This window comes from Micrococcus sp. (assembly GCF_030523875.1).
In the GTDB taxonomy this organism is placed as follows: domain Bacteria; phylum Actinomycetota; class Actinomycetes; order Actinomycetales; family Micrococcaceae; genus Micrococcus.
The window spans coordinates 8,709-31,104 of the sequence record NZ_JAUNHR010000009.1 but is presented as its reverse complement, the minus strand read 5'-3'; the positions used below and the strand labels follow the sequence as shown (position 1 = coordinate 31,104).

The 22,396-nt window shown below is 75.0% G+C and carries 21 protein-coding genes and 2 riboswitches; of the genes, 16 read left to right on the top strand and 5 right to left on the bottom strand.

From position 1 onward, the window contains the following. Positions 1 to 4: 4 nt before the first annotated feature. On the top strand, positions 5 to 1,618 hold the full coding sequence (gene gatA, locus Q4D18_RS02470) for an Asp-tRNA(Asn)/Glu-tRNA(Gln) amidotransferase subunit GatA (RefSeq protein ID WP_303125437.1): 1,614 nt from the start codon (positions 5 to 7) through the stop codon (positions 1,616 to 1,618). Continuing rightward, complete coding sequence (gene gatB, locus Q4D18_RS02465) at positions 1,615 to 3,117, top strand: Asp-tRNA(Asn)/Glu-tRNA(Gln) amidotransferase subunit GatB (RefSeq protein ID WP_303125436.1); 1,503 nt, start codon at positions 1,615 to 1,617, stop codon at positions 3,115 to 3,117. The genes gatA and gatB overlap by 4 nt, the downstream gene beginning before the upstream one ends. Before the next feature lie 88 nt (positions 3,118 to 3,205). Here gatB and Q4D18_RS02460 read toward each other — a convergent pair whose 3' ends face one another. Continuing rightward, entirely contained in the window at positions 3,206 to 4,243 is a 1,038-nt protein-coding gene (locus Q4D18_RS02460) for a phosphotransferase family protein (RefSeq protein WP_303125433.1), read from the bottom strand. 43 nt (positions 4,244 to 4,286) lie between these two features. Here Q4D18_RS02460 and Q4D18_RS02455 point away from each other — a divergent pair, with 43 nt between their 5' ends. Then, a complete protein-coding gene (locus Q4D18_RS02455) occupies positions 4,287 to 5,162 on the top strand; it encodes a CPBP family intramembrane glutamic endopeptidase (RefSeq protein ID WP_303125430.1) in 876 nt (291 codons plus the stop codon). Between the two features lie 76 nt (positions 5,163 to 5,238). Here the strand turns inward: Q4D18_RS02455 and Q4D18_RS02450 are convergent, their stop codons facing one another. After that, a complete protein-coding gene (locus Q4D18_RS02450; RefSeq protein ID WP_303125428.1) occupies positions 5,239 to 5,883 on the bottom strand; it encodes a VOC family protein in 645 nt (214 codons plus the stop codon). Positions 5,884 to 6,093: 210 nt separating this feature from the next. Further along, positions 6,094 to 6,210: riboswitch (SAM riboswitch) on the top strand. Positions 6,211 to 6,303: 93 nt separating this feature from the next. On the opposite strand from Q4D18_RS02450, the gene Q4D18_RS02445 reads away from it, so the two are divergent. Together Q4D18_RS02445 and Q4D18_RS02440 are read left to right on the top strand one after the other, a co-directional pair. After that, on the top strand, positions 6,304 to 7,653 hold the full coding sequence (locus Q4D18_RS02445) for an O-acetylhomoserine aminocarboxypropyltransferase/cysteine synthase family protein (protein ID WP_303125426.1): 1,350 nt from the start codon (positions 6,304 to 6,306) through the stop codon (positions 7,651 to 7,653). Between the two features lie 8 nt (positions 7,654 to 7,661). Then, complete coding sequence (locus Q4D18_RS02440) at positions 7,662 to 8,807, top strand: homoserine O-acetyltransferase (protein WP_303125423.1); 1,146 nt, start codon at positions 7,662 to 7,664, stop codon at positions 8,805 to 8,807. Between the two features lie 48 nt (positions 8,808 to 8,855). Here Q4D18_RS02440 and Q4D18_RS02435 read toward each other — a convergent pair whose 3' ends face one another. Next, on the bottom strand, positions 8,856 to 9,722 hold the full coding sequence (locus Q4D18_RS02435; RefSeq protein ID WP_303125421.1) for an SGNH/GDSL hydrolase family protein: 867 nt from the start codon (positions 9,720 to 9,722) through the stop codon (positions 8,856 to 8,858). 124 nt (positions 9,723 to 9,846) lie between these two features. Between Q4D18_RS02435 and Q4D18_RS02430 the strand changes: the two genes are divergently transcribed. Continuing rightward, on the top strand, positions 9,847 to 10,530 hold the full coding sequence (locus tag Q4D18_RS02430) for an alpha/beta hydrolase (RefSeq protein WP_303125420.1): 684 nt from the start codon (positions 9,847 to 9,849) through the stop codon (positions 10,528 to 10,530). A 96-nt stretch (positions 10,531 to 10,626) separates the two neighbouring features. Here Q4D18_RS02430 and Q4D18_RS02425 read toward each other — a convergent pair whose 3' ends face one another. After that, on the bottom strand, positions 10,627 to 10,875 hold the full coding sequence (locus tag Q4D18_RS02425; RefSeq protein WP_303125418.1) for an RNA-binding S4 domain-containing protein: 249 nt from the start codon (positions 10,873 to 10,875) through the stop codon (positions 10,627 to 10,629). 60 nt (positions 10,876 to 10,935) lie between these two features. Further along, a riboswitch (TPP riboswitch) is annotated at positions 10,936 to 11,074 on the top strand. A 52-nt stretch (positions 11,075 to 11,126) separates the two neighbouring features. Between Q4D18_RS02425 and Q4D18_RS02420 the strand changes: the two genes are divergently transcribed. The 10 genes from Q4D18_RS02420 (at position 11,127) to Q4D18_RS02375 (ending at position 21,069) form a co-directional block, all read left to right on the top strand. Next, entirely contained in the window at positions 11,127 to 11,810 is a 684-nt protein-coding gene (locus tag Q4D18_RS02420; RefSeq protein ID WP_303125416.1) for a YkoF family thiamine/hydroxymethylpyrimidine-binding protein, read from the top strand. After that, positions 11,807 to 12,412, top strand: a complete 606-nt coding sequence (locus Q4D18_RS02415) for an ECF transporter S component (protein WP_303125414.1) — start codon at positions 11,807 to 11,809, stop codon at positions 12,410 to 12,412. The genes Q4D18_RS02420 and Q4D18_RS02415 overlap by 4 nt, the downstream gene beginning before the upstream one ends. After that, the gene (locus tag Q4D18_RS02410; RefSeq protein WP_303125413.1) at positions 12,409 to 13,827 is read left to right on the top strand and encodes an ABC transporter ATP-binding protein; all 1,419 of its coding nucleotides are present in this window, start codon (positions 12,409 to 12,411) and stop codon (positions 13,825 to 13,827) included. The genes Q4D18_RS02415 and Q4D18_RS02410 overlap by 4 nt, the downstream gene beginning before the upstream one ends. Beyond that, positions 13,824 to 14,624, top strand: a complete 801-nt coding sequence (locus Q4D18_RS02405; protein WP_303125412.1) for an energy-coupling factor transporter transmembrane protein EcfT — start codon at positions 13,824 to 13,826, stop codon at positions 14,622 to 14,624. The genes Q4D18_RS02410 and Q4D18_RS02405 overlap by 4 nt, the downstream gene beginning before the upstream one ends. Before the next feature lie 137 nt (positions 14,625 to 14,761). Continuing rightward, the gene (locus Q4D18_RS02400) at positions 14,762 to 16,144 is read left to right on the top strand and encodes a glycine--tRNA ligase (protein WP_303125411.1); all 1,383 of its coding nucleotides are present in this window, start codon (positions 14,762 to 14,764) and stop codon (positions 16,142 to 16,144) included. Then, positions 16,141 to 17,238: a GNAT family N-acetyltransferase gene (locus tag Q4D18_RS02395; RefSeq protein WP_303125409.1), complete on the top strand. Its 1,098-nt coding sequence runs from the start codon at positions 16,141 to 16,143 to the stop codon at positions 17,236 to 17,238. Before Q4D18_RS02400 ends, Q4D18_RS02395 begins: the two co-directional genes overlap by 4 nt. Further along, the gene (locus Q4D18_RS02390; RefSeq protein WP_303125407.1) at positions 17,235 to 17,876 is read left to right on the top strand and encodes a cation transporter; all 642 of its coding nucleotides are present in this window, start codon (positions 17,235 to 17,237) and stop codon (positions 17,874 to 17,876) included. The genes Q4D18_RS02395 and Q4D18_RS02390 overlap by 4 nt, the downstream gene beginning before the upstream one ends. Positions 17,877 to 18,035: 159 nt before the next feature. Next, positions 18,036 to 18,476: a tRNA-dihydrouridine synthase gene (locus Q4D18_RS02385; protein WP_303125405.1), complete on the top strand. Its 441-nt coding sequence runs from the start codon at positions 18,036 to 18,038 to the stop codon at positions 18,474 to 18,476. Between the two features lie 107 nt (positions 18,477 to 18,583). Continuing rightward, entirely contained in the window at positions 18,584 to 19,789 is a 1,206-nt protein-coding gene (locus Q4D18_RS02380) for a glutathionylspermidine synthase family protein (protein WP_303125403.1), read from the top strand. 53 nt (positions 19,790 to 19,842) lie between these two features. After that, positions 19,843 to 21,069, top strand: a complete 1,227-nt coding sequence (locus Q4D18_RS02375; protein WP_303125401.1) for a hypothetical protein — start codon at positions 19,843 to 19,845, stop codon at positions 21,067 to 21,069. Here the strand turns inward: Q4D18_RS02375 and Q4D18_RS02370 are convergent. After that, a complete protein-coding gene (locus Q4D18_RS02370) occupies positions 21,014 to 22,309 on the bottom strand; it encodes an MFS transporter (RefSeq protein ID WP_303125399.1) in 1,296 nt (431 codons plus the stop codon). The two genes, Q4D18_RS02375 and Q4D18_RS02370, sit on opposite strands and share 56 nt — an antisense overlap. Between the last annotated feature and the right edge of the window lie 87 nt (positions 22,310 to 22,396).

The window sequence follows — 22,396 nt, the reverse complement described above, 5'->3', positions numbered from 1 at the left end:
CGAGATGACCGAGACCTTCGACGTGAACGCCCCGATCGAGGCGGACGGCCTCGTCCGCCTCACCGCCCTGCAGATGGCCGAGCGCCTGCGCGCCGGCACCACCACCGCCGTGGAGCTCGTGCAGGCCCACCTGGACCGCATCGCCGCGGTCGACGGCGACCCGCGCCAGGACGCCGGCGCCGACGCCGGCGTGCGCGCCTACCTGCACGTGAACACGGACGAGGCCCTCGCCGTGGCCGCCGAGGTGGACGCGATCCGCGCCGCCGGCGGCGCCGAGGCCGAGGCCCTGCACCCGCTGGCCGGCGTGCCCGTGGCGCTCAAGGACAACATCGTCACGGTCGGCCAGCCCACCACCGCCGCCTCGCGCATGCTGGACGGCTGGATGAGCCCGTACGACGCTCATGTGGTCGAGCGGATCCGTGCGGCCCGCCTGCCGATCCTCGGCAAGACCAACATGGACGAGTTCGCGATGGGCGGCTCCACCGAGCACTCCGCGTTCGGCGTGACCCGCAACCCGTGGGACGGGCAGCGCGTGCCCGGCGGCTCCGGCGGCGGCTCGGCCGCGGCCGTGGCGGCGTTCTGCGCGCCGTTCGCGCTCGGCTCGGACACCGGCGGCTCCATCCGCGAGCCCGCCGCGTTCACCGGCACCGTGGGCGTCAAGCCCACCTACGGCGCGGTGTCCCGCTACGGCGTGATCGCCATGGCCTCCTCGCTGGACCAGGTGGGCCCCGCGGCCCGCACCGTGGCGGACGCCGCGGCCCTGCAGCAGGTGATCGGCGGGCACGATGTGCGCGACTCCACCTCACTGCCCGAGGAGCAGGCGGACCTGGTGGCCGCCGCGGCCGGGCGGGACCTGGCGGGGCTGCGCGTCGGCGTCGTGACCGACCTGGACGCCGAGGGACTGCACCCGGGCGTGAAGGAGGCCTTCGACCGGGACGTCCAGGCCCTGGCGGATGCGGGCGCGGAGATCGTGGAGGTCTCCTGCCCGCACTTCTCCGCGGCCTTGGGCGCGTACTACCTGATCATGCCCTCCGAGGTGTCCTCCAACCTCGCCCGCTACGACGGCGTCCGCTACGGCAACCGCGTGGTCCCCGAGGGCGGCGGCACGATCGAGCAGGTCATGGGCGCGACCCGCGCCGCCGGCTTCGGCGCCGAGGTCAAGCGGCGCATCATCCTGGGCACCTACGCCCTCTCGGCCGGCTACTACGACGCCTACTACGGCTCGGCGCAGAAGGTCCGCACGCTGGTGCAGCAGGACTTCGCGGCCGCGTTCGGGCAGGTGGACGTGCTGCTCACCCCCACCGCGCCGATCCCGGCGTTCCGCCTCGGAGAGCAGACGAAGGACCCGCTGACGATGTACCTGAACGACCTGTTCACCATCCCGGCGAACCTGGCCGGCGTGCCCGGGATCTCCGTGCCCGGCGGCCTCGTGGACGGCCTGCCCTACGGCCTGCAGCTCATGGCCCCGGCCCGTCAGGACGCGCGCCTGTACGAGGTGGGCGCCGCCGTCGAGAAGCTCGTGACCGAGCGCGAGGGCCGCCCCGTGTGGGCGCAGGCCCCGGATCTTCAGAAGGGCGCCGAGCGCGCCGCCGCGACCCCCGCAGGAGGCAGCAAGTGAGCACCGCAGACGTGATGGACTTCGCGGAGGCGATGGAGCGCTTCGACCCCGTGCTCGGGTTCGAGGTGCACGTCGAGCTGAACACCGCGTCCAAGATCTTCTCCACCGGCGCCAACGCGTTCGGTGACGAGCCGAACACCAACGTCACCCCGCTGGACCTGGGCCTGCCCGGCACCCTGCCGGTGCTGAACAGGGGGGCCGTGGAGTCGGCGATCAAGCTGGGCTTGGCCTTGGACGCGCAGATCGCGCCGTCCTGCCGGTTCGCGCGGAAGAACTACTTCTACCCGGACACCCCGAAGAACTTCCAGACGTCCCAGTACGACGAGCCGATCGTGTTCGACGGCCACCTGGACGTGGAGCTCGAGGACGGCACCGTGTTCCGCGTGGAGATCGAGCGTGCGCACCTCGAGGACGACGCCGGCAAGCTCACCCATCAGGGCGGCTCCGGCCGCATCCAGGGCGCGTCGGCGTCGCTGGTGGACTACAACCGCGCCGGCGTGCCGCTGATCGAGATCGTGACCCGGCCGATCGTGGGTGCCGGCGAGCGCGCCCCGGAGATCGCCCGCGCCTACGTGACCGCGCTGCGGGACATCGTCAAGGCGATCGGCATCTCGGACGCCCGCATGGAGCACGGCAACGTGCGCTGCGACGCGAACGTGTCCCTTATGGAGAAGGGCGCCTCGGAGTTCGGCACGCGCACCGAGACCAAGAACGTGGGCTCCACGCGCGCCGTGCAGCAGGCTGTGATGCACGAGATCCAGCGCCAGGCCGCCGTGCTCGCCGCGGGCGGGACCATCACGCAGGAGACCCGCCACTGGCACGAGGACACCCGGACCACGACGTCCGGCCGTCCCAAGTCCGACGCGGACGACTACCGTTACTTCCCCGAGCCGGACCTGCTGCCCGTCGTGGTGGACGAGGCCTGGATCGAGCGCGTGCGCGCCGAGCTGCCCGAGCTGCCGGCCGTGCGCAACAAGCGGCTCAAGGGCGAGTGGGGCTTCTCCGACGCCGAGTTCCGCGACGTGGTCAACGCCGGCGTGGCGGACCAGATCGCCGAGACCGTGGACGCCGGCGCCTCTCCCGCCGCCGCGCGCAAGTGGTGGATGGGCGAGATCGCCCGCCTGGCCAACGTGCAGGAGAAGGAGGTCGCCGAGCTCGGCGTCACCCCCGCGCACGTGGTCGAGGTCGAGGAGCTGATCGCCGCGAAGACGATCAACGACAAGATCGCCAAGCAGGTCCTCGGGTTCGTGGCCGAGGGCGAGGGCACCCCGAAGGGGATCGTGGAGGCCCGCGGGCTCGCCGTGGTCTCCGACGACGGCGCCCTCACGGAGGCCGTCGACGCAGCGATCGCCGACAACCCGGACGTGGTGGCGAAGATCCAGGGCGGCAAGATGCAGGCCGTCGGCGCGCTGATCGGCCCGGTCATGAAGGCCACGCGCGGCCAGGCCGACGCCGGCCGGGTGCGGGAGATCGTGCTGGAGCGGCTGGGGGTGGGCTGAGCCGCCTCCTTCCTCGACGAGGGGCCACGAACGGCGGGAATCCAGGCCGGATCCCAACCGTTCGTGGCCCCTCGTCTGTGGTGGCGGGTCAGAGCGCCGCGGCCGCCCGCTCGATCCGCGGCAGCACCTTGCGCAGCAGCCGCCCCCACCGCGGGACGCGCCCGGTGAGCTCCTGCCGGGCTGCGGCGTCGTCGAGGGAGTCCAGGCCGGCGGCGCCCAACCACACGCGGGCCCGGCGGGCCTCCTCGGGGGTGCGCGCGATCGCCTCGATCCGCTCCTCGCCGTGCCAGATCCCCAGGTAGGCCACGTTGCGGGCGGCGTCCCCGGCGTGGGCCAGGTCCCAGTCCAGGATCCCGGACAGCTCCCACCGCACACCCGCCCCGCCCGGGGCCGGCTGGGGCGTCCACAGCATGTTGTGCCCGGCCAGGTCCCCGTGCACCAGGGACGCCCCGTCCGGGGGAGCGGCGGCCCAGTCCCGCACCGCCGCCGCGATCCGTCCGACGACGCCGGCCCAGTCCGCCGGCAGGGCGCCGGCGTGCTCGGCGGGCAGGGACGCGCCCAGCCGTCCGACGCGCGCCACGCGCTCAGGGGTCCACGGGCCGCGGAAGGCGAACGCCGGGCCCAGGCCCGCGGCGACGTCCGGCGCTCGCACGTCCACCGTGTCGAGGGCGTCCACGATCCCGCGCAGGACGGCCGGGTCCCCCTCATGGGGCGGGTGCGGCTGCCCCGGCACGAACGCCTGGAGGACGGCCGCGGCGAGGGGGCGGCCGGCGTCGTCGTCCCGGCGGAGCACCGCCGACAGCGGACGCGGCACCGCGAAGGGCAGGCCCGCGTCCGCGAGGGCCGCCACCAGACCCATGCGGCGGGGCAGATGGGCGGCGGGGGAGTCCTCCGGCGCCCAGGCCGCGCCCACCGGGGCGCCGGCCTCGGACACCCGGGCCATGCGCAGCACGGCCAGGCCGTCGAGCACCAGCACGCGGTGGAACTGGCCGGACTCCACCACGTGCCCGGCCGACCACGCGGCGGCGCGCAGCCGGTCCGCGAGCGCGGCGGGCACGTCCGGGAGCAGCCGGGTCAGGGCCTCGGCCGCCAGCTCGAGCTCGGACGCGACGGGGGAGGAGGTCATGTCCCCACGCTAGCGTCCGGGCGCGCGGGGGATACTGGCCCGCATGATCGGCCGCCCCGACCTCCGTTCCGACGCCGCCCCCGCCGCCCGGCCCGCGCTGCCCGCCCCGAGCGCGCGCGTGGTGCGGTGGGAGATCGCGCTCGTCCTGGGCCTGTCCCTGGGGCGCAGCGCGGTGTATGCGGTCGTCCAGCTGATCGACAAGGCCACCCGTGCCCCGCTGGGGGAGCAGACCACGGTGCTGAACCCCGCGCTCAGCCCGCGGTGGGGCTTCGACCTGACCTACCAGCTGCTGGACATCGGCTTCGCCCTCGTCCCCGTGCTGCTGGTGCTGCACCTGACGTGGCTGCGCGGGCGGAACCCGTTCCGCGCGTTCGGCCTGGACCTGCGCTGCCCGGGCCGCGACCTCGCCTGGGGCCTGGCGCTGTTCGTGGGGATCGGCCTGGGCACGCTCGCGGTGTACGCGGCCGGCCGTGCCGCCGGGGTCACGACGGCGATCGTCGCCGCCGCCCTCGACGACACCTGGTACCAGGTCCCCGTGCTGCTGCTCTCGGCCGCGCGGCACGCGCTCGTGGAGGAGGTGATCGTGGGGGTCTGGCTCGTCGACCGCCTCGGCCGGCTCCAGCAGCTGCACACCGCCCGGCGCGCCGGAGCCCCCGCGCCCGCCGTCGAGGGCCCGGGCCTCGTCCTGCCCACCCGCATCTGGACCGTGGTGCTCGCCCTGGCCGTGCTGCGCGGCAGCTACCACCTCTACCAGGGCGTGGGCCCGGGCATCGGCAACGCGCTCATGGGGGTGGTGTTCACCCTGGTGCTGCTGCGCACGCGCCGGGTCATGCCTCTCGTCCTCGCCCACTTCCTGCTGGACGCGGCCGGGTTCGTGGCGTATCCGCTGCTGCACGAGGCAGGGCTGCTCGGGGTCTGAGCCCCGGACGAGGCCGGCCCCGCCTCGGGGAGGCGGGGCCGGCGTCGTCGTGGTCCGTCCGGGCGGGGAGGAGGGGTCAGAGCGTGACGGTGCCCGCGGGAGTCGTGAAGGTCACCGAGACGATGCCCGGGGTGCCCGAGGGGGCGAGGTACTCGACGTCGACGTCCGCGACCCCGTCCTCCTCGCCGACCTGCTCGCCGCCGAGCCACTCGATGAGGCGGTCGCGGGAGCCGGCGATGGCGACCTGCTCGATCGCGGCCTGCGCCGGTGCGGCCTGCGAGGGGTGCATGTCCTCCTGTCCGTCCGCCCAGCGCATGATGAAGGGCAGCTGCGGATCGGCCAGGGTGCCCTTCACGCCGATCTGGCGCCAGGACAGCTCGCGGCCGTCCGGGAAGCGGCGGTTGCCGGGCACGGCCTCGCGGCCGAGACGGCGCTCGAAGCGGCCGATGTCCGTGGTGGAGACGGCCCAGCTCATCCAGCCGCCGCCCTGCTCGGAGCGGGTGCGCACGAGCTGGCCGAACGGGGCGGAGAGGGAGGCCGGGTGGTCCAGGGCCTCGACGACCTCGAGGTACTGGCGGTTGGCCATGGGGAAGAGGACGTTCTGCGTCCCGAACCGGGGGTGCACCCCGCCCTTGATCCGCTCCACGCCGAGGGCGGCGGAGATCCGCTCCACCGTCGCGTCGAGGCCCTCGGGTCCGGCGGCGTAGGAGACGTGGTCCATGCGGCAGGTATTCACAGCGCTGATCCTCTCGGTTCCCCGGCTCTCCCGAGGTCCTGGCCTGGTGCGAGCAGGGGGTGCGTGCCGGGTCTTGACGGCGGCGCTCCCCCTGTGGCCGAAGCGTATCCGTGTGTGACGCACCGGACGAAATCGGGTCACGGGGAGTCGCGGTCCGGCCCCACGCCCCAGCCCGGGCCGCTACGATGGCGGCACGGTCACGAGAGTCAGCGCAAGGCCCCGGCGAGCTGACCGGCAACCCTCCTTCCGCGGTGGGGTGCCCCGGGTGACGACCAGGCCGGCCCCCGTCCGGGGTGCCGGCAAGCGCGGGCCGCCCCACGGCGTCCCCTCCCTCGGTGCACGCCCGTCCGGCGACGCCGCAGGGGTGGACGCCCGCGGCCCCTGACACGTTCAGGAGGACCAGCCATGACCACCGATGCCGCCTCTCACTGGGGCTTCTCCACCGCCCAGGTCCATGCGGGCGCCACCGAGCCGCACGCCTTCGGCGCCACGGCCCTGCCGCTCTACCAGACCACCTCGTACGACTTCCCGTCCGCGGAGGTCGCGGCCGACCGGTTCGCCCTCCAGGACCTCGGCCCCATCTACACCCGCATCGGCAACCCCACCCAGGAGGCCGTGGAGAACAAGATCGCCGCGCTCGAGGGCGGCGTGGGCGCGCTGCTGCTGGCCTCGGGCCAGGCCGCCACCACGTTCTCGATCCTCAACCTCGCCGGCGCCGGGGACCACGTCGTCGCCTCCGCCTCCCTCTACGGCGGCACCCAGAACCTGTTCAAGCACACCCTCGCCAAGGTCGGCGTGGAGACCACGTTCGTGCAGGACCCGGACGACCTCGAGCAGTGGCGCGCCGCCGTGCGCCCGAACACCAAGGCCTTCTTCGGGGAGGTCGTGGGCAACCCGCGCGGCGACGTCCTGGACATCGCGGCCGTCGCCGAGGCCGCCCACGACGCCGGCGTGCCCCTGATCGTGGACAGCACCCTGACCACCCCGTACCTGGTGCGCCCCATCGAGCACGGCGCGGACGTCGTCGTGCACTCGGCCACGAAGTACCTCGGCGGGCACGCCGCCGCGATGGCGGGCGTGATCGTGGACGCCGGCCGGTTCGACTACGCCCGCGACCCCGAGCGCTTCCCCGGCTTCAACGAGCCGGACGAGTCCTACCACGGCGTGGTCTACGCCCGGGACCTGGGCGTGGGCAGCCCCCTGGGCGCCAACCTGGCGTTCGTGCTCAAGGCCCGCGTGCAGCTGCTGCGGGACTACGGCTCGGCGATCTCCCCGTTCAACGCGTTCCTCGTGAACCTCGGCCTGGAGACCCTCTCCCTGCGCATGGAGCGCCAGGTGGCCACGGCGCTCGCGGTGGCCCGCCACCTCGAGGCGCACCCGCAGGTGGAGTCCGTCTCCCACCCGGGCCTGGAGTCCAGCCCGTGGCACGAGCGGGCGCAGCGCTACCTGCCCCGGGGGGCGTGCGCGTTCGTCTCCTTCGAGATCGCCGGCGGCGCGGCCGCGGGCGCGGCGTTCGTGGACGGGCTCGAGCTGCACCACCACGTGGCGAACATCGGCGACGTCCGCTCGCTCGTGGTGCACCCGGCCTCCACCACGCACTCCCAGCTCACCGAGGACGAGCAGCGCGCCGCCGGCGTCACCCCGGGGCTGGTGCGCCTGTCCCTGGGCGTGGAGGACCTCGACGACGTCCTGGCCGACCTCGAGCGGGGCTTCCTCGCCGCGGGCCGCGCCGTCGGCCCCCAGGACCGGGGCTGAGGGGCGCCATGACGACGACGCACCCCGACGCCGTCGACGCCCCCGCCGCGCCCCCGGCGCCCCGGCTGCCGCGCGGCACGCGCGGGACCGTGTCCGTGGGGGAGCTGCACACGGAGACCGGCGGGCACCTGCCGGACGTGGAGCTGGCCTACGAGACGTGGGGCACGCTGGACGAGGACGGGTCCAACGCCGTACTCGTGCTGCACGCCCTGACCGGCGACGCCCACGTGGCCTCCCACGACCAGGACCCCTCCGCGGGCTGGTGGGAGGAGCTCGTGGGCCCCGGCCGCGCCGTGGACACGGACCGCTGGTTCGTGGTCTCGCCCAACATGGTCGGCGGCTGCGACGGCTCCACCGGACCCTCCTCGCCCGCCCCGGACGGCGCGCCCTGGGGTGGCCGGTTCCCGTTCCTGACCCTGCGCGACGCGGTGGAGACCGAGCGGCGGCTGGCCGAGCACCTGGGCGTCACCGCGTGGCAGGCCGTGATCGGCGGATCGATGGGCGGGGCCCGGGCCATCGAATGGGCCGTGACCCATCCGGACATGGTCCGCGGCGTCGCGGTGCTGGCCTCCACCGCGTGCTCCTCGGCGGAGCAGATCGCGTGGGCCCAGGCGCAGACGCAGGCCGTCCGCCTGGACCCGGACTGGGCCGGCGGCGACTACCACCCGGGTCCCGGGCCCGTGCGGGGCCTCGGCATCGCGCGGCGGATCGCCCACACCACGTACCGGTCCGCCGCCGAGCTGCAGCACCGCTTCGGCCGCGCCGCCCAGGGGTCCGAGGACCCGTTCGGCACCGTGGCCGGGCCGCGGGCCGGCCGCTACCAGGTGGAGTCCTACCTCGACCACCAGGCCGCCAAGCTCGTGGACCGGTTCGACGCCGGCTCCTACGTCACCCTGACGGAGGCGCTCATGAGCCACGACGTCGGCCGCGGCCGCGGGGGCGTGGAGGCCGCGCTCGCGCGGTTCCGGGGGCGGGCGTTCGTGGCCGCGGTGGACTCGGACCGGCTGTACTTCCCGGCCGAGTCGCACCGCCTGGCGGAGCTGCTGCCCGGCGAGGTGCCCGTGCACACGATCGCCTCGCCGATCGGCCACGACGGCTTCCTCACCGAGTACGGGCAGGTCGCCGAGGCGCTCCAGAGCACGCTCGCCCTCTGAGGGACGGGGAGCGGCGTCGGCGCCGGCCGGTGTCGGCGTCGGCCCCCGTCAGTCCTCGGCGCCCTCGGTGGGGTCCGAGCCGTGGGGCATGTCCGCCCCGAACAGCGGGGCGGGCAGCGGCCGCTTGGCCTCGATCCCGTCCCCGGAGGACACGCCGCGCAGGCGTCGGCCCACCCACGGCGCCAGGTGCGTGCGGGCCCAGCGGGCGTCGGAGACGCGGGCCTGACGCCACGTGCGCTCCCCGGCGGGGCGCGGGACGAACGGGTCGAGGCCGTGCTCGACCTCGAGGGTGTCCAGCACCATCGCGGCGATCGTGTGGTGGCCGGCGGGGGAGAAGTGCAGGCGGTCCTCGGCCCACATCTCCGGGCGGGCGAGCTCCTTGAGGGACCACATGTCCGGCACGAGCGCCCCGTGGCGGGCGGCCACGGTGCGGATGTTCTCGTTGAAGATCGCCACGCGGCCGCGGATGCGGCCCAGCACGGGGGTGTCCCGGATGTCCGTGGCGTTGAACAGCAGGATGGTGGCCCCGGTCTCCGCGAGGCGGGCGACGGCGTCGTCGAGGCGCAGGGCGACGGCGTCGGGGTCGGCGCGGCGCAGGATGTCGTTGCCGCCGGCGCAGATGCTGATCAGGTCGGGGCCCAGCTCCACGGCGGGGTCCACCTGCTCGCCGGCGATCTCGTCGATCAGCCGCCCGCGCACGGCGAGGTTCGCGTAGGAGAACTCCTCGTCCTCCGGGGTCAGCCGGGCCAGCTCCTCGGCCACCCGGTCTGCCCAGCCGCGGTGGTAGTCCGGGTGCTCCGGAGTGGGGTCGGGGTCGCCGATGCCCTCCGTGAAGGAGTCCCCCAGGGCCACGAAGCGGCGCCAGGGCTGGTCGGGGGTGGCGGGAAAGTTGTCGATACCGGTCGTCTCACTCATCGCCTCCCATTGTACCCGTCCCGTCCCCGCGGTGTCAGGGGATGTCGGTGTCGATCTCCTCACCCGTCCCCTCCGCCCCGGACGGGGAGCGGGGGTGCAGGGGTCCGGCCAGTAGGGTGGCGGCGTGACCGAGACCCCCGCCGCCCCCGCCCCCGTCATCGTCCGCTGGTCCCGCCCCGAGGGCGAGCGGACCGAGCACCTGCTGGTCCTGCTGCACGGCTACGGCGCCGACGAGCACGACCTCTTCGCGCTCGCCCAGCACCTGCCGGAGCACCTCACCGCGGTGTCCGTGCGCGCCCCGATGGACCTGCCCACCGGCGGCGCCGCCTGGTTCCCGCTGTCCCAGGACCCCGTGACCGGGGAGATCGGCGCGGACGCCGCCCCGGTTCGCGCGGCCGTGGAGGCCCTGGCCGCGTGGGTCCGCGAGGTCCGCTCCGGGTTCCGCACCGTCTCCCTGCTCGGCTTCTCCCAGGGCATGGCCATGGCCACCTCGCTGCTGCGCCTCGACCCCGAGGCCTACGCGTGCACCGTGGCGCTGTCCGGGTTCGTGGTGGACCCGCGCGGCGACGAGGCCGGCCTCGAGGGGCTGTTCCCGGAGGACGACGTCGTCGCCGCGGCGCGGCCGAAGGTCTTCTGGGGCCGCGGCCAGGCGGACCCGATCATCTCGGAGCCGCGCGTCGAGGAGTCCCACGCGTGGCTGACTGCGCACACGGACCTGACCAAGGTGGTCTACGCCGGCCTCGGCCACGCGATCAGCCCCCAGGAGCTGGGACACGTGAAGGAGTACCTCGCGCACCACGTGCGCTGAGTCGCCGCGCCGCGCCCCTCTCGGTGACGATCCGGACCTTCGGACCGCTATGGAGTCCCCATAGCGGTCCGAAGGTCCGGATCGCGTCCCGGGCGGTCAGACCTGGGAGGCCTCGATCACGATCTCCTCGCCGTTGAACTCCACCACGTCCCCGTCGTGGAGCTGATGCCCGCGGCGGGTCTCCACCTCGCCGTTGACCGTGACCAGGCCGTCCTGGACGACGTCGCGCGCCATGGCGCCGTCCTCCACCAGGCTCGCGAGCTTGAGGGCCTGGCCCAGGCGGATGGACCCATCGCGGATCGGCAGGGGCTGGGCGTCGGGGGAGGGGGCGTCAGCAGAGCTCATGGGCACCATTGTCCCCGGAACCGGGGGGTTCCGCCCTCCCCGGCGGTCGGCTAGCGTCAGGGCCAGACCCCGGGGTGCGCCGGGGACGGCACCGGGCGACCGGGTGGGCCGTCGGCGGCGCTGAGAGTGCGGACACGCCGCAGACCCGTTCCACCTGAACCGGATCATGCCGGCGTAGGGAGAGGTCCAGCGCGTCGTCTCGCTCGGCGCGTCTGCTCTCGTCAGATCCGGCGGTCGGAACGGACAGGACCATGACCGCCTCCCCCTCCCACGCACCGACCCCGGCGGACGTCGGCGTCGGCATGCGCATCAGCGTGCACCCCCACACCGACGACTTCCTCGACATCATCACGGGCGCGCTCGACGACGCGTCCCACCTGCCGGCGGCGCGACGCCTCACCGTCCGGACGGAGGCCGTCTCCACCTACGTGGGCGCCACGGTCGACCCGGCGGCACAGGACCTCGCCTCGTACGCCTGCGGCCTGATCGACGCGGCGTCGCGGCGCGCCGGCGGCAGGCACGTGGTCGCCCATCTCCTCCTCTCCTGGGGGTGTCCCGGCGAAGCGCGCTGCGCCCTGGTGGCCGGCGAGGGCGGCAACCTGCCGGCCGAGCCGCCCGTCGTCCTCGCCCCGACCGGTCGCCTGGCCGTCGCGGCCTGGTCCCTCTACCCGCTGGACGACTCGGGCTCCCCGCACCTCGAGCTGATCGAGGGGGAGATCGCCCGGGCGCGCGAGCGGGCCGGGGCCGGCGTCGACGTGACCGCCCTTCACTACGCCACGCAGCTGCGGGGCGACCTCGCAGTCGTGCTGGGCGTCGTGGTGGACGCGTGGACCGCCGTCGGCGCCCGCGTGCCCCACGTGGTGAGCCACGTGACCGTCTCACTGGACTCCCCGTCGCAGGCCGTCGCGGCGTCGTCCGAGGAGGCGGCCCGATGAGCCGGCGTGAGCTGCGGCCCACCGCATGGCAGCTGAAGGACGTCGTCATGGTGGTGGTGCTCGGCGTGGTGTTCGGGTTCCTCTACTGGATGCTCGTGCAGGCGTGGAACGGGCTCGCCGTGGCCATGGGCCCGGCCGGCGACCTGGCCCAGCACGTCCTGGCGGGCGGATGGCTGATCGTCGCGCCGCTCGCCGTGGCCGTCACCGGCCGGCTGGGCTCGGGCGTGATCGCCGAGCTGATCGCCGCCGCCGTGGAGTTCCTGTTCCTCGGCTCCCCCGTGGGCCCGCTGCTGCTGGTGTCCGCCCTCCTGCAGGGACTGGGCTCCGAGGTGCCGTTCGCGGCGGGCGGCTACCGGCGCTTCGGCCCGGTCCGCTTCCTGGTCTCGGGCCTGCTCGGCGCCGTGTTCGTCTTCGGCTGGTCCGCCCTGCGGTTCGGCTGGTTCGGGCAGGACATCCTCCTCCTGCGCCTGGCGGTGCACAGCCTCTCCGGGGTCGTCCTCGGCGGCCTGCTGGCCTGGCTGCTGGTCCGTGCCGTGGCCCGCACCGGCGTCGCCGACGCGTACGCCCTGGGCCGCCGCGAGGCGCAGGGCCCCGCCCGGTGACGGTGCTCGTCGACCTCCGTGACGTGGTGGTCACGGAGCCGAGGTCCGGCCGACGGGTGCTCGGTCCGCTGAGCCTGCGCGTCCACGCGGGCGAGCGGATCCTGGTGATGGGGCCCTCGGGGTCCGGGAAGTCCACACTCCTGGACGTGGTCTCCGGGATGGCCTCCCACGCGGGGGCGCTGATCGTCGAGGGCCGGGTGGAGGTCTGCGGCCGGGACCCCCGTGACTGCGGTCCCGTGGAGCTGTCCCGGGAGGTCGGTCAGGTCCCCCAGGACCCCGGCGCCGCCACCTGCCTCGGCGTCGTCGAGGACGAGGTGGCCCTCACGCTGGAGAACCACGGCGTGGACCCGGGGAGGATGGACGCCCTGGTGGATCGTGCCCTGGTCCGTGTGGGGGCCGCGCACCTGCGCCGAGCGGCCACGGACCGGCTGTCCGGGGGAGAGCTCCAGCGGGTGGGCACGGCGGCCTCCCTCGCGGCGGACCCCCGCCTGGTGCTCGCGGACGAGCCGACCTCCATGCTCGACGACGACGGCGCGGCACGGACACTGGACGCCCTGCTCGGCACGGCGCCGGGCGCGGCCGTCCTGCTCGTGGAGCATCGGCTGCGCGGCGCGGGCGACCTGCCCGATCGGACGCTCCTCCTGCGGGAGGGGCGGGTGGTCGCCGACGGCCCCACGGCCGACGTGCTGGGCGCGCACGGGCCGGAGCTGGCCCGGGACGGCTGCTGGGTCCCGGGCGCGGAGCCCGAGCGGCCCTGGTCGGCGCGGGACGCCGGCGCCGCCCCGGTCGGCGGTCCCGCCGTGGTGCGGGCGCAGGGGATCGTCCTGCGGCGTGCGGGACGTCTCGTGCTCGACGGGCTGGACCTCGAGGTGCGCCCCGGCACCCTCACCGCCCTGCGCGGACCCAACGGGGCGGGCAAGAGCACCCTGCTCTCGGTCCTGCTCGGCACGCTGCGACCCGACGGCGGGCGGGTGCTCACCCGTCCGGGTGACGGTCCGGGCCTGCTGGTCCCCCAGGACCCCGAGCGCCAGTTCCTCACCTGGCGTGTGCGGGACGAGGTGGTGCACGCACTGCCCCGCGCCCTGCACGCCGCGGCCCTCGGACTCGCCGGCGAGCTCGGCCTGGACCCGGTCATGGACACGGCGCCGCACCGGCTCTCCGGCGGGGAGAAGCGTCGGCTGTCCGTGGTCCTCGCGCTCGCCGCCGCCCTGCCGGGCGGACGGCCGCTGCTGGTCGCGGACGAGCCCACCTTCGGCCTGGACCTGCACGGCGCGCGTGCCGTGGCGTCCCTGCTCCACCGGCACGCGCAGGAGGGCGGCGCCGTCGTCTTCGCCACCCACGACGAGCACATCGCGGGATGGGCGGACCGCACCCTCCGCCTCGACGAGGGCCGGCTCCGGGAGGACGCGGCATGACCTCCTCGACCGCGCGGACCGCCGCGCCGGCCAGCCCCCGGGAAGAGGACTGTGGGCGACTCCTCGAGCGGTGGAACCCGGCCGTGAAGCTGCTCTCCCTCACCGCGCTGAGCCTGCTGCTGCTGACTGTGTGGCAGGCGGCCGCCCCCGCGCTCCTGTGGGCGGCGCTCCTGGTCGCCGCCCTCGCGGCGACGCCGCTGTCCACGCGGCAGGTCGCCCTGAGCCAGGTGCCGTTCCTGCTGTTCGCCCTGGGGCAGCTGACGGTCCAGTCCGTGGCCCGGGACGGCGCGGTGGTCCTGGACCTCGGGCTGCTCTCCGTGACGGAGGAGGGGCTGCGGATGGGGCTGGCGATGGCCGCCCGGACCCTGGCGGTCGGCACCGCCTCCGTCGTGTTCCTCGCCACGACGGACCCGGTCCGGCTCATGGTCTCGCTGCACCAGAACCTCCGCCTCCCGGCGTCCTGGACGTACGCGGTGCTGGCCGGGCACCGCCTGCTGCTGGGGCTGCCGCGGGAGTGGGCGGCCGTCCGGGAGGCCCAGCGGCTCCGCGCCCCCGCCGCGGAGGGGGCGCCCGGCCGTCTGACCGTCAGGGAGGCGCGGTCCGCCGCGTTCGCCCTGCTGATCGGCGCCATGCGGCGGGCCGAGCGCATCTCCCGGTCCCTGGAGTCCCGCGGGCTCGGGCTGCGGCCCCGGACGGTCCGTCGCCCGGTGCCGGTGCGGTGGTCGGACGTGGTCCTGGGCGTGGGGGTGCCGGGACTCGCGGGACTCGGGTGCCTGCTCACGGGGGCATGGGGGTGAGGCCCGGCCGGGGGTGGCGCTCCCGGTAGGCTGGGCGCGTCGACCCGACCGACGCCGGCCCGGCCCCGCGCACGGCCCGAGCGCCGCCGTCGTCGTGATCCCCACCTGCCCCCGATGTGTACGGAAGTGATGCCCCCATGGCTGCCAAGTCCCCCCTGGACAACGTGATCAACCTGGCCAAGCGCCGCGGATTCGTCTTCCAGGCCGGTGAGATCTACGGCGGCTCCCGCTCCGCGTGGGACTACGGGCCCCTCGGCGTGGAGCTGAAGGAGAACATCAAGGCGGAGTGGTGGCGGACCTTCGTCCGCTCCCGTGAGGACATGGTGGGCCTGGACTCCTCGATCATCCTGCCCCGGGACGTGTGGAAGGCCTCGGGCCACGTGGACACGTTCACGGACCCGCTGGTCGAGTGCACCGCGTGCCACAAGCGCCACCGCCAGGACCACCTCGAGGAGGCGTTCGAGGCCAAGAAGGGCCGCGCCCCGGAGTCCATGGCCGAGGTCGTGTGCCCGGACTGCGGCACGCGCGGCGAGTTCACCGAGCCGCAGATGTTCTCCGGCCTGATGAAGACCTTCCTCGGCCCCGTGGACAACGAGGAGGGCCTGCACTACATGCGCCCGGAGACGGCGCAGGGCATCTTCGTGAACTTCCTCAACGTGCTGGGCGCGTCCCGCAAGAAGCCGCCGTTCGGCATCGGCCAGATCGGCAAGGCCTTCCGCAACGAGATCACCCCCGGCAACTTCATCTTCCGCACCCGCGAGTTCGAGCAGATGGAGATCGAGTACTTCGTGCCGCCGGCCGAGGCGGGCGAGCACTTCGACCGCTGGGTGGAGGACTGTTGGAACTGGTTCGTGGACCTGGGCATCGACCCGGCGAACCTGCGGAAGTTCGACGTGCCGGCCGAGGAGCGCGCGCACTACTCGGACGGCACCATCGACCTGGAGTACCGGTTCGGGTTCGGCGGCGGCGAGGGCTGGGGCGAGCTGATGGGCGTGGCCAACCGCACCGACTTCGACCTCACGAGCCACACGAACGCCTCGGGCACGAAGATGCAGTACTTCGACCAGGCCAACGACGTGCACTACACCCCGTACGTGATCGAGCCGTCCTTCGGCCTGACCCGCTCCATGATGGCGTTCCTCGTGGACGCCTACGCCGAGGACGAGGCCCCCAACGCCAAGGGCGGCGTGGACGTGCGCACCGTCCTGAAGCTGGACCCGCGCCTGGCCCCGGTCAAGGCCGCGGTGCTCCCGCTGTCCAAGAAGCCGGAGCTGCAGTCGGCCACGCAGCAGCTGGCCGCCGACCTGCGCGGGCTGTGGAACATCGAGACGGACGACGCCGGCGCCATCGGCCGCCGCTACCGCCGCCAGGACGAGATCGGCACGCCGTTCTGCATCACCGTGGACTTCGACACCCTCGAGGACCAGGCGGTCACCATCCGCGAGCGCGACACCATGGCGCAGGAGCGCGTGGCCCTGTCCCAGGTGAAGTCCTACCTGCTGGAGCGCCTGGTCAAGTGAGCGGGCAGCAGCACGTGAGCGACGTCGTCCTCTCCGCGGGCGTGACACTGCGTCCGTGGGCCGAGGGCGACGACCTGCGCCTGCTCGAGGTGTGGGGCGACCCGGCCGACGTCCAGCAGCACCAGGACCGCGCCATGCTCGCCCCGGACGCCGCCGCCCCGTGGCGGCGCACGCTCGTGGCCGAGGAGGACGGGGTGCCGGTGGGCGCGGGCACCGTGTTCGCCCAGTCCCTGCACCCGTGTCGCCTGTGGCTCTACCTCGAGGTGGCCCCCACGGCCCGTCGGCGGGGGATCGGCTCGGCCCTGCTGGGCGCGCTGCGCTCGGCGGCGGAGCAGGCCCAGGCCGCCGGCGAGGTGACGACGACGCAGCTCAAGACGCGCTTCGCCGTCGCCTCCCGCGTGCCCGTGACGACCGGCCGGGACGATGACGGTGCGGCCGAGAGCGCCGGGGACGCCGCCGTCGGGACGGCTCAGGCCCCCGGTGAGGAGGCCGGTGCGGCGCACGCCGCGCAGGTGGCGGGCACCGAGGCGTTCCTCGTGGCCGCCGGGTTCACCCCCGTGCAGCGCTCGCGGCGCGTGGCGGTGGCGCCCGGCTCGATCGCCCTGCCCCCGCTGCGGGATGAGGAGCACCCGGACGGCGCCGTCCTCGAGGAGGCCTCCACCGGCTCGGTCGAGCTGACCCGCGCGGTGGCCGCGTTCTACGACGCCGTGCACGGCTGGGACCCCTCGGAGATGTCCGTGGGCGCCGCGCAGCAGCTCATCCTGGGCCCGCAGACCGGGGCGTCGGGCGCCGTCGTGCTCCGGGACGCCCCGAAGGAGGAGGGCGGGGCCGTGCGTGCCTTCGCCGTGTCCTACACCGCCGAGCGCCAGGACGCCCCCGCGGACGTGTTCCTCGGCTGGGACCCGGGGCTCCCGCTCGAGGAGGCTCAGCTGGCCGCCGGTCACCTGCTGGCCATGCTGGTGGCCCAGCACCCGGTGCAGGTCGAGGTGGACGAGGCCATGCCGGCGCTCGAGCCGATCCTCGACGGGCTGATCGGCGCCAAGGCCGCGCTCACCCTCGTGGACACCCGCATCTGGGCCACGGACCCGGCGTGAGCGGGGCGGTGGAGGCCGGGGAGGACCCCGGGCGGGTCCGGGCGCTGCGCACCACCGTGCTGACGGTGGCGCTGCTGAACCTGGCGTACATGGTGGTGGAGATCATGGTGGCGCTGTCCATCCGGTCCGTGGCCCTCGTGGCCGACTCGGTGGACTTCTTCGAGGACTTCGCGGTCAACCTGCTGATCTTCGTGGCCCTGGGCTGGTCCCTGTCCCGCCGGGCGAGGGTGGGCAGGGTCATGGCCGGGATCATCGTGCTCCCGGCGATCGCCGCGCTCATCATGGCCGTGGTGAAGATCGGCGACCCCGAGCCGCCCGCCGCCGGGGCCCTGCTCTGGACGGCCGTCGGCGCGATCCTCGTGAACCTCGTGTGCGTGGGCCTGCTGGCCCGGTACCGGGCCGACGGCGGCTCGCTCACCACGGCCGCGTTCCTCGCCGCCCGCAACGACCTGATCGCCGGCGTCGTGCTGATCGCCCTGGCCGGGGCGACCGCCCTGACGGCCTCGGGCTGGGCGGACATCGTGGTGGGCCTGCTGCTCGTGGTGCTCAACGGCTCCGCCGCCAAGGAGGTCTGGGAGGCCGCCACGGAGGAGGGCCTCGCCGCGCAGGCGCTCGCCGGCGAGTTCGACGACGACTGACGCTCTGCCCTCGCCCTGCCCATGCCCCCGCCCCACACTTTCGCTCCGGAGATCGTCGTCATCATCCCGGTTCCCTGGTGAGGTGGCGACGATTCCGCCAGCGAAAGCGGGGAGCGGGGGCGGACAGCGGGGAGGGCGGGGCGCGGCAGAATGGACCGCATGAGCGATCCCGCCTCCGCCCTCCCCGCCGCCTCGTCGGTCCCGCAGCGCCGCCGCTCCTCGAAGGCCCTGGCCCTGGGCGGCACCCTCATGCTCGCCGCCGCGATGACCGGCTGCAGCTCCCCGGCCGACACCGGGGTCAACGAGGTCGAGGGGGACTACGCGCAGATCTGCCGCGACGAGGCCACCCAGGAGCGCGTCCCGGACGAGCAGTGCGAGGACGGGCAGCGCAGCGGAGGCGGCGGCTTCGGCTGGTTCTTCATCCCGCTGATCGGCGGGCGCACCGTCCCGGCCGTCGGCGCCCCCGTGCGCACCGGCACCGCCGTGCGGCCCGCGAGCGGCGTGGGCACGCGCGTGCCCGCCGCCGGCGGGGACTTCGCCAAGGCCGGCACCGTCTCCAAGGGCGGGTTCGGCACCAAGGGCGGCGGCGCCGGCTCCTGAGCCGCCCCGCCACGCCCCGCCCCCGAGACGACGACGCCGGCCCCGCCCGTCGTCACCGCACCCACCGCACGCACCCACCGCCCGTCCTCACCGCAGGAGCCGACCCCATGGAACGCCGCACCGTCACGCCCCGCCCCGGCTGGGAGCAGACCATCGCCTCCCAGGGGCTCGTGTTCTCCGCCTCCGAGCACCCGGACGGCACCGTCACCCAGTACTGGAACGAGTCCGCGTGCTACGCGCTCACCCTCGCCGAGGTGGAGCACCTCGAGCGGGCCTCGGAGGAGCTGCACCGCATGTCCCTGGAGGCGGCCCGGTTCCTCGCGGACCAGCAGTCCGTGCCCGGCTCGCCGTGGCGCGCCCTCGGCCTGCCGCACGCCGCCGTCCGCCTGGCCGCCGAGTCCCTGGACCGTGGCGACCCCGCCCTCTATGGGCGCTTCGACCTGGTCTACGCCGGCCCGGACGAGCCCACCAAGCTGCTCGAGTACAACGCGGACACCCCCACGGGGCTGGTGGAGGCCGCCGTCGTGCAGTGGTACTGGAAGCAGGACGTCTTCGGGGACTCGGTGGACCAGTGGAACGGGATCTTCGAGGCGCTGACGGACCGGTGGCGGGCGGTGTTCGCCGCGGACGTTTCCGCCGGCCGCCCGCCGCGTGTGCACTTCGCGCACACCGAGCTGGACGACACGGGCGAGGACGCCATGACCGTGGCCGTGCTGCGCGACGCCGCCGAGCACGCCGGCCTGACGTGCGAGTCCCTGCTGATGAGCCAGATCGGCTTCGACACCGAGCAGCTGCGGTTCGTGGGCGCGGACCTGCGCTACCTCACGCACCTGTTCAAGCTCTACCCGTGGGAGGACCTCGTCACGGAGCGCTTCGGCCCGCGCATCCCGCTGGACGAGCACCTGCGCTGGATCGAGCCGGCCTGGAAGATGTTCCTCTCCACGAAGGCCCTGCCGGCCGCCCTGTGGCACCTCTATCCGGGCCACGAGCTGCTGCTGCCCACGTTCCTCAACGACCGCGGCGACCTGCGCGAGTGGGTCCGCAAGCCCCTGCACGGGCGCGAGGGCGCGGACATCGAGATCCGCTCCCGGGACGGGGACGTCGCCCCCGTGGCCGGACGCTGGGGTCCGGAGGGGCACGTCTACCAGCAGTACCACCGCCTGCCGGACTTCCCCGGCCCCGACGGCGCCCCCAACCGGCCCGTGCTCGGCACCTGGATGGTGGGGGACGAGTGCTTCGGCGTCGGGATCCGCGAGTCGGACGGGCCCGTCACCGACGCCCTGTGCCGGTTCGTGCCGAACATCATCGTCTGACCGTCCCGCGCCCCGCCGCCCGCTCGCCCCGCCCCGATCCGAGGACCGCCCGCATGCTCAGCACCCACCAGTCCGTGTCCGTGTCCACCTCCTCGGTGGCCCCGGTGTACTCCGCCGCCGTCACGGTGCCGCTCGTCGTGGCACTGGTGGGCTCGGGGGCGCCCCTGGCATACCTGCTGGCGCTCGTGCCGATCGTGCTGGTGTGGGCGGGCATGTCCGAGAACGACGAGCGCGCCCCGGACAAGGGCTCCATCTACGCGTGGGCCGTCACCGCCCACCCCGTGATGGCATGGGCGGCCGGGTACTGCCTCGCGCTCACCGGCGTGGTGGCGACGTCGGGGCTCGCCTTCGTGGCCCTCGACGCCTGGCTGCCCGAGCTGCCGGCGTGGGCCAAGGCGGCCGTGGGCGCGGGGCTGATCGCGGGGGCCACGTGGATCAGCGCGACGAGCGTGAAGCTCACCGCCGCCGTGCAGACGGCGGGGGTGGTGGTCCAGGCGGCCGCCACCGCCTACCTGGCGTGGGTGCTGGCCCAGGTGGGGCTGACGGCCGGCGCCCCGACCGGCGGTCTCCAGGACTGGGTGCACGCGGTGCTGCTGGCGGTGTTCGCCTTCTGGGGGTTCGACGCCGTCTACGCCCTCTCCGAGGAGTCGCACCGGGGCGTGCCCCGGCGGGCCGCGGCCGTGTCCCTCGTGCTGCTCGGGGCGATCTTCCTGGTCTTCTCCGCGCTCGGCGCCTCCGCGGACCCGCGCGCCGAGGTCGCGCTGGCGCACCCACTGGTGGTGGTCGGCGTCGTGGTGTCCTGCGTGATGGCGATCGGCTCCACCCTGATCCCCACCGCCCGCGGCGTCTCCGCGATGGCCGAGCGCGGCCACCTGCCCGCGCGCCTGGCGCCGCTGCACGCGGCCGAGACGGCGGCGGCGGTGCTGGCCGTGGCGTGGCTGGCCCTGTCCCTCGTGGTGCCGGGGATCTTCTGGGACTCGATCGAGATGCTCTCGATCTTCGTGGGCGCCTACTTCACCGTGTCCTCCGTGACCGCGGCCCTGCACGACCACGGCGGACTGCGCGTCCTGCACGCCGCCACCGCGCTGCTGATGGGCGCGATCACGGCGGCCAGCCTCGTGTGGATGTTCGCCCCCGACTACGGGACCACGCGCGTGGGGCCGGTGGGCGGCGTCGGCGTGATGGCCGTGGGCTTCGCCGTGCTCGGTGCGGTGCTGGCCGTGCTCAGCGTGCGGCGGGCGTCGGAGCGCCGGGGCGGGGCCGTGCCGGCCGGTCGATGAGCAGGGTGCAGACCAGCCCGAGGGCGGCCAGCCCGGGGAACGCGAGCAGCGCGGCCGGCAGGGGCACGCCCGTGGCGAGCAGGCCGACCAGCGGACTCAGCCCGATCCCGGCCAGCCGCATGAGCCAGCTGACCACCGCGAGCCCGGTCTGGGCGGGCAGCCCGGGGATCTCGTCGCCGAGCGCGTAGGCCGTCGGCACCACGACGGCGCAGCCCAGCCCCGCCAGCGCCAGGCCGGCGAACACCGCCGGCAGGGAGGGGGCGGCCAGGGCGAGACCCAGCCCCGCCACCACGACGGCGAGGCTCACCCTCAGCGTCCGGCGCCGCCCGAGGACGTGCAGGACCCGGTCCCCGGCGAGGCGGCCCAGGAACTGGGCGCCCAGGAGGGCGGCCGCCCCGAGTCCGGCGGGGGCCGGGTCGAGGCCGCGGTCGGACTGGAGGGAGAGGGCGGTCCACGCGTTGCCGAACTCCTCCACGCCGAACCCGGCCATGGCGATCAGCGCCACGGGGGCCAGCGCCGTCCACGCCCGGGCCCGGGAGGGGCGGGGCGTGGCGCCGTCGTGACGGGCGGCGTCGGGGGAGGCCTGGCCGGAAGCGGAGGTGGGGGCGGTGCCCGCGTCCGGGAGGAACCGTCGGTGCACCGCGAGCAGCAGCCCCAGGCAGGCCGCTCCGTTCAGGGACAGGTGCACCCCGGCGGGCATGCCGGCTCCCACGCTCAGAGCCCCGAGCCCGGCGCCCAGGGCGGCCCCGAGGCTCCACCCGGCGTGCATCGAGGTGAGCACGGGCCGGGCCAGCAGGGTCTGCACGCGCAGGCCCTGGGCGTTCTGCGCGGTGTCCACGATCGCGTCGCCGGCGCCGGCCGCGAGGACGAGGCCGCCGAACACCCCCACCGCCCCGGCCCAGGGCGCCCCGGGGGCCGCGTCGGCGACGTCCAGCACCACCCCCGCGGCCGCCGTCAGCACGGCTAGGCCGGCGGTGCCCACGAGCACGACCATGCGGCTGCCGGCCCGGCGAAGGACGGGCGCCGCCAGCGAGCCGGTGGCCGCCGCGCCGAGGGCCAGGGCGATCACCAGCAGCCCGAACGCCCCCGCGTCGAGCCCGAACGCGGTCTTGGCCTGCGGATAGTGCGGGACCAGCGCGCCCAGCAGGGCGCCGTTGGTGGCGAAGGCGAGGGTCGCCGCCCAGCGGGCGCGGCCGAGGTCGTGCGGGGCCGGGCGGGGGGAGGCGACGGGCGAGGGCATCTCTCCAGCCTGTCACGGGCCGGAGGGGGCCGGTTCCCGCCCGTCCCGTCCCGCGCCGTGCCCGCCTCGCCCCGCGTCGTGCCCGTC

What these genes read in the sequence shown, in the direction of transcription:
- gatA (WP_303125437.1), top strand. Translation starts at nt 5, where the DNA reads ATGACCGAGACCTTCGACGTGAACGCCCCGATCGAGGCGGACGGCCTC.
- Q4D18_RS02460 (WP_303125433.1), bottom strand. Translation starts at nt 4,243, where the DNA reads ATGACCTCCTCCCCCGTCGCGTCCGAGCTCGAGCTGGCGGCCGAGGCC.
- Q4D18_RS02455 (WP_303125430.1), top strand. Translation starts at nt 4,287, where the DNA reads ATGATCGGCCGCCCCGACCTCCGTTCCGACGCCGCCCCCGCCGCCCGG.
- Q4D18_RS02450 (WP_303125428.1), bottom strand. Translation starts at nt 5,883, where the DNA reads ATGGACCACGTCTCCTACGCCGCCGGACCCGAGGGCCTCGACGCGACG.
- Q4D18_RS02445 (WP_303125426.1), top strand. Translation starts at nt 6,304, where the DNA reads ATGACCACCGATGCCGCCTCTCACTGGGGCTTCTCCACCGCCCAGGTC.
- Q4D18_RS02440 (WP_303125423.1), top strand. Translation starts at nt 7,662, where the DNA reads ATGACGACGACGCACCCCGACGCCGTCGACGCCCCCGCCGCGCCCCCG.
- Q4D18_RS02435 (WP_303125421.1), bottom strand. Translation starts at nt 9,722, where the DNA reads ATGAGTGAGACGACCGGTATCGACAACTTTCCCGCCACCCCCGACCAG.
- Q4D18_RS02425 (WP_303125418.1), bottom strand. Translation starts at nt 10,875, where the DNA reads ATGAGCTCTGCTGACGCCCCCTCCCCCGACGCCCAGCCCCTGCCGATC.
- Q4D18_RS02420 (WP_303125416.1), top strand. Translation starts at nt 11,127, where the DNA reads ATGACCGCCTCCCCCTCCCACGCACCGACCCCGGCGGACGTCGGCGTC.
- Q4D18_RS02415 (WP_303125414.1), top strand. Translation starts at nt 11,807, where the DNA reads ATGAGCCGGCGTGAGCTGCGGCCCACCGCATGGCAGCTGAAGGACGTC.
- Q4D18_RS02405 (WP_303125412.1), top strand. Translation starts at nt 13,824, where the DNA reads ATGACCTCCTCGACCGCGCGGACCGCCGCGCCGGCCAGCCCCCGGGAA.
- Q4D18_RS02400 (WP_303125411.1), top strand. Translation starts at nt 14,762, where the DNA reads ATGGCTGCCAAGTCCCCCCTGGACAACGTGATCAACCTGGCCAAGCGC.
- Q4D18_RS02385 (WP_303125405.1), top strand. Translation starts at nt 18,036, where the DNA reads ATGAGCGATCCCGCCTCCGCCCTCCCCGCCGCCTCGTCGGTCCCGCAG.
- Q4D18_RS02380 (WP_303125403.1), top strand. Translation starts at nt 18,584, where the DNA reads ATGGAACGCCGCACCGTCACGCCCCGCCCCGGCTGGGAGCAGACCATC.
- Q4D18_RS02375 (WP_303125401.1), top strand. Translation starts at nt 19,843, where the DNA reads ATGCTCAGCACCCACCAGTCCGTGTCCGTGTCCACCTCCTCGGTGGCC.
- Q4D18_RS02370 (WP_303125399.1), bottom strand. Translation starts at nt 22,309, where the DNA reads ATGCCCTCGCCCGTCGCCTCCCCCCGCCCGGCCCCGCACGACCTCGGC.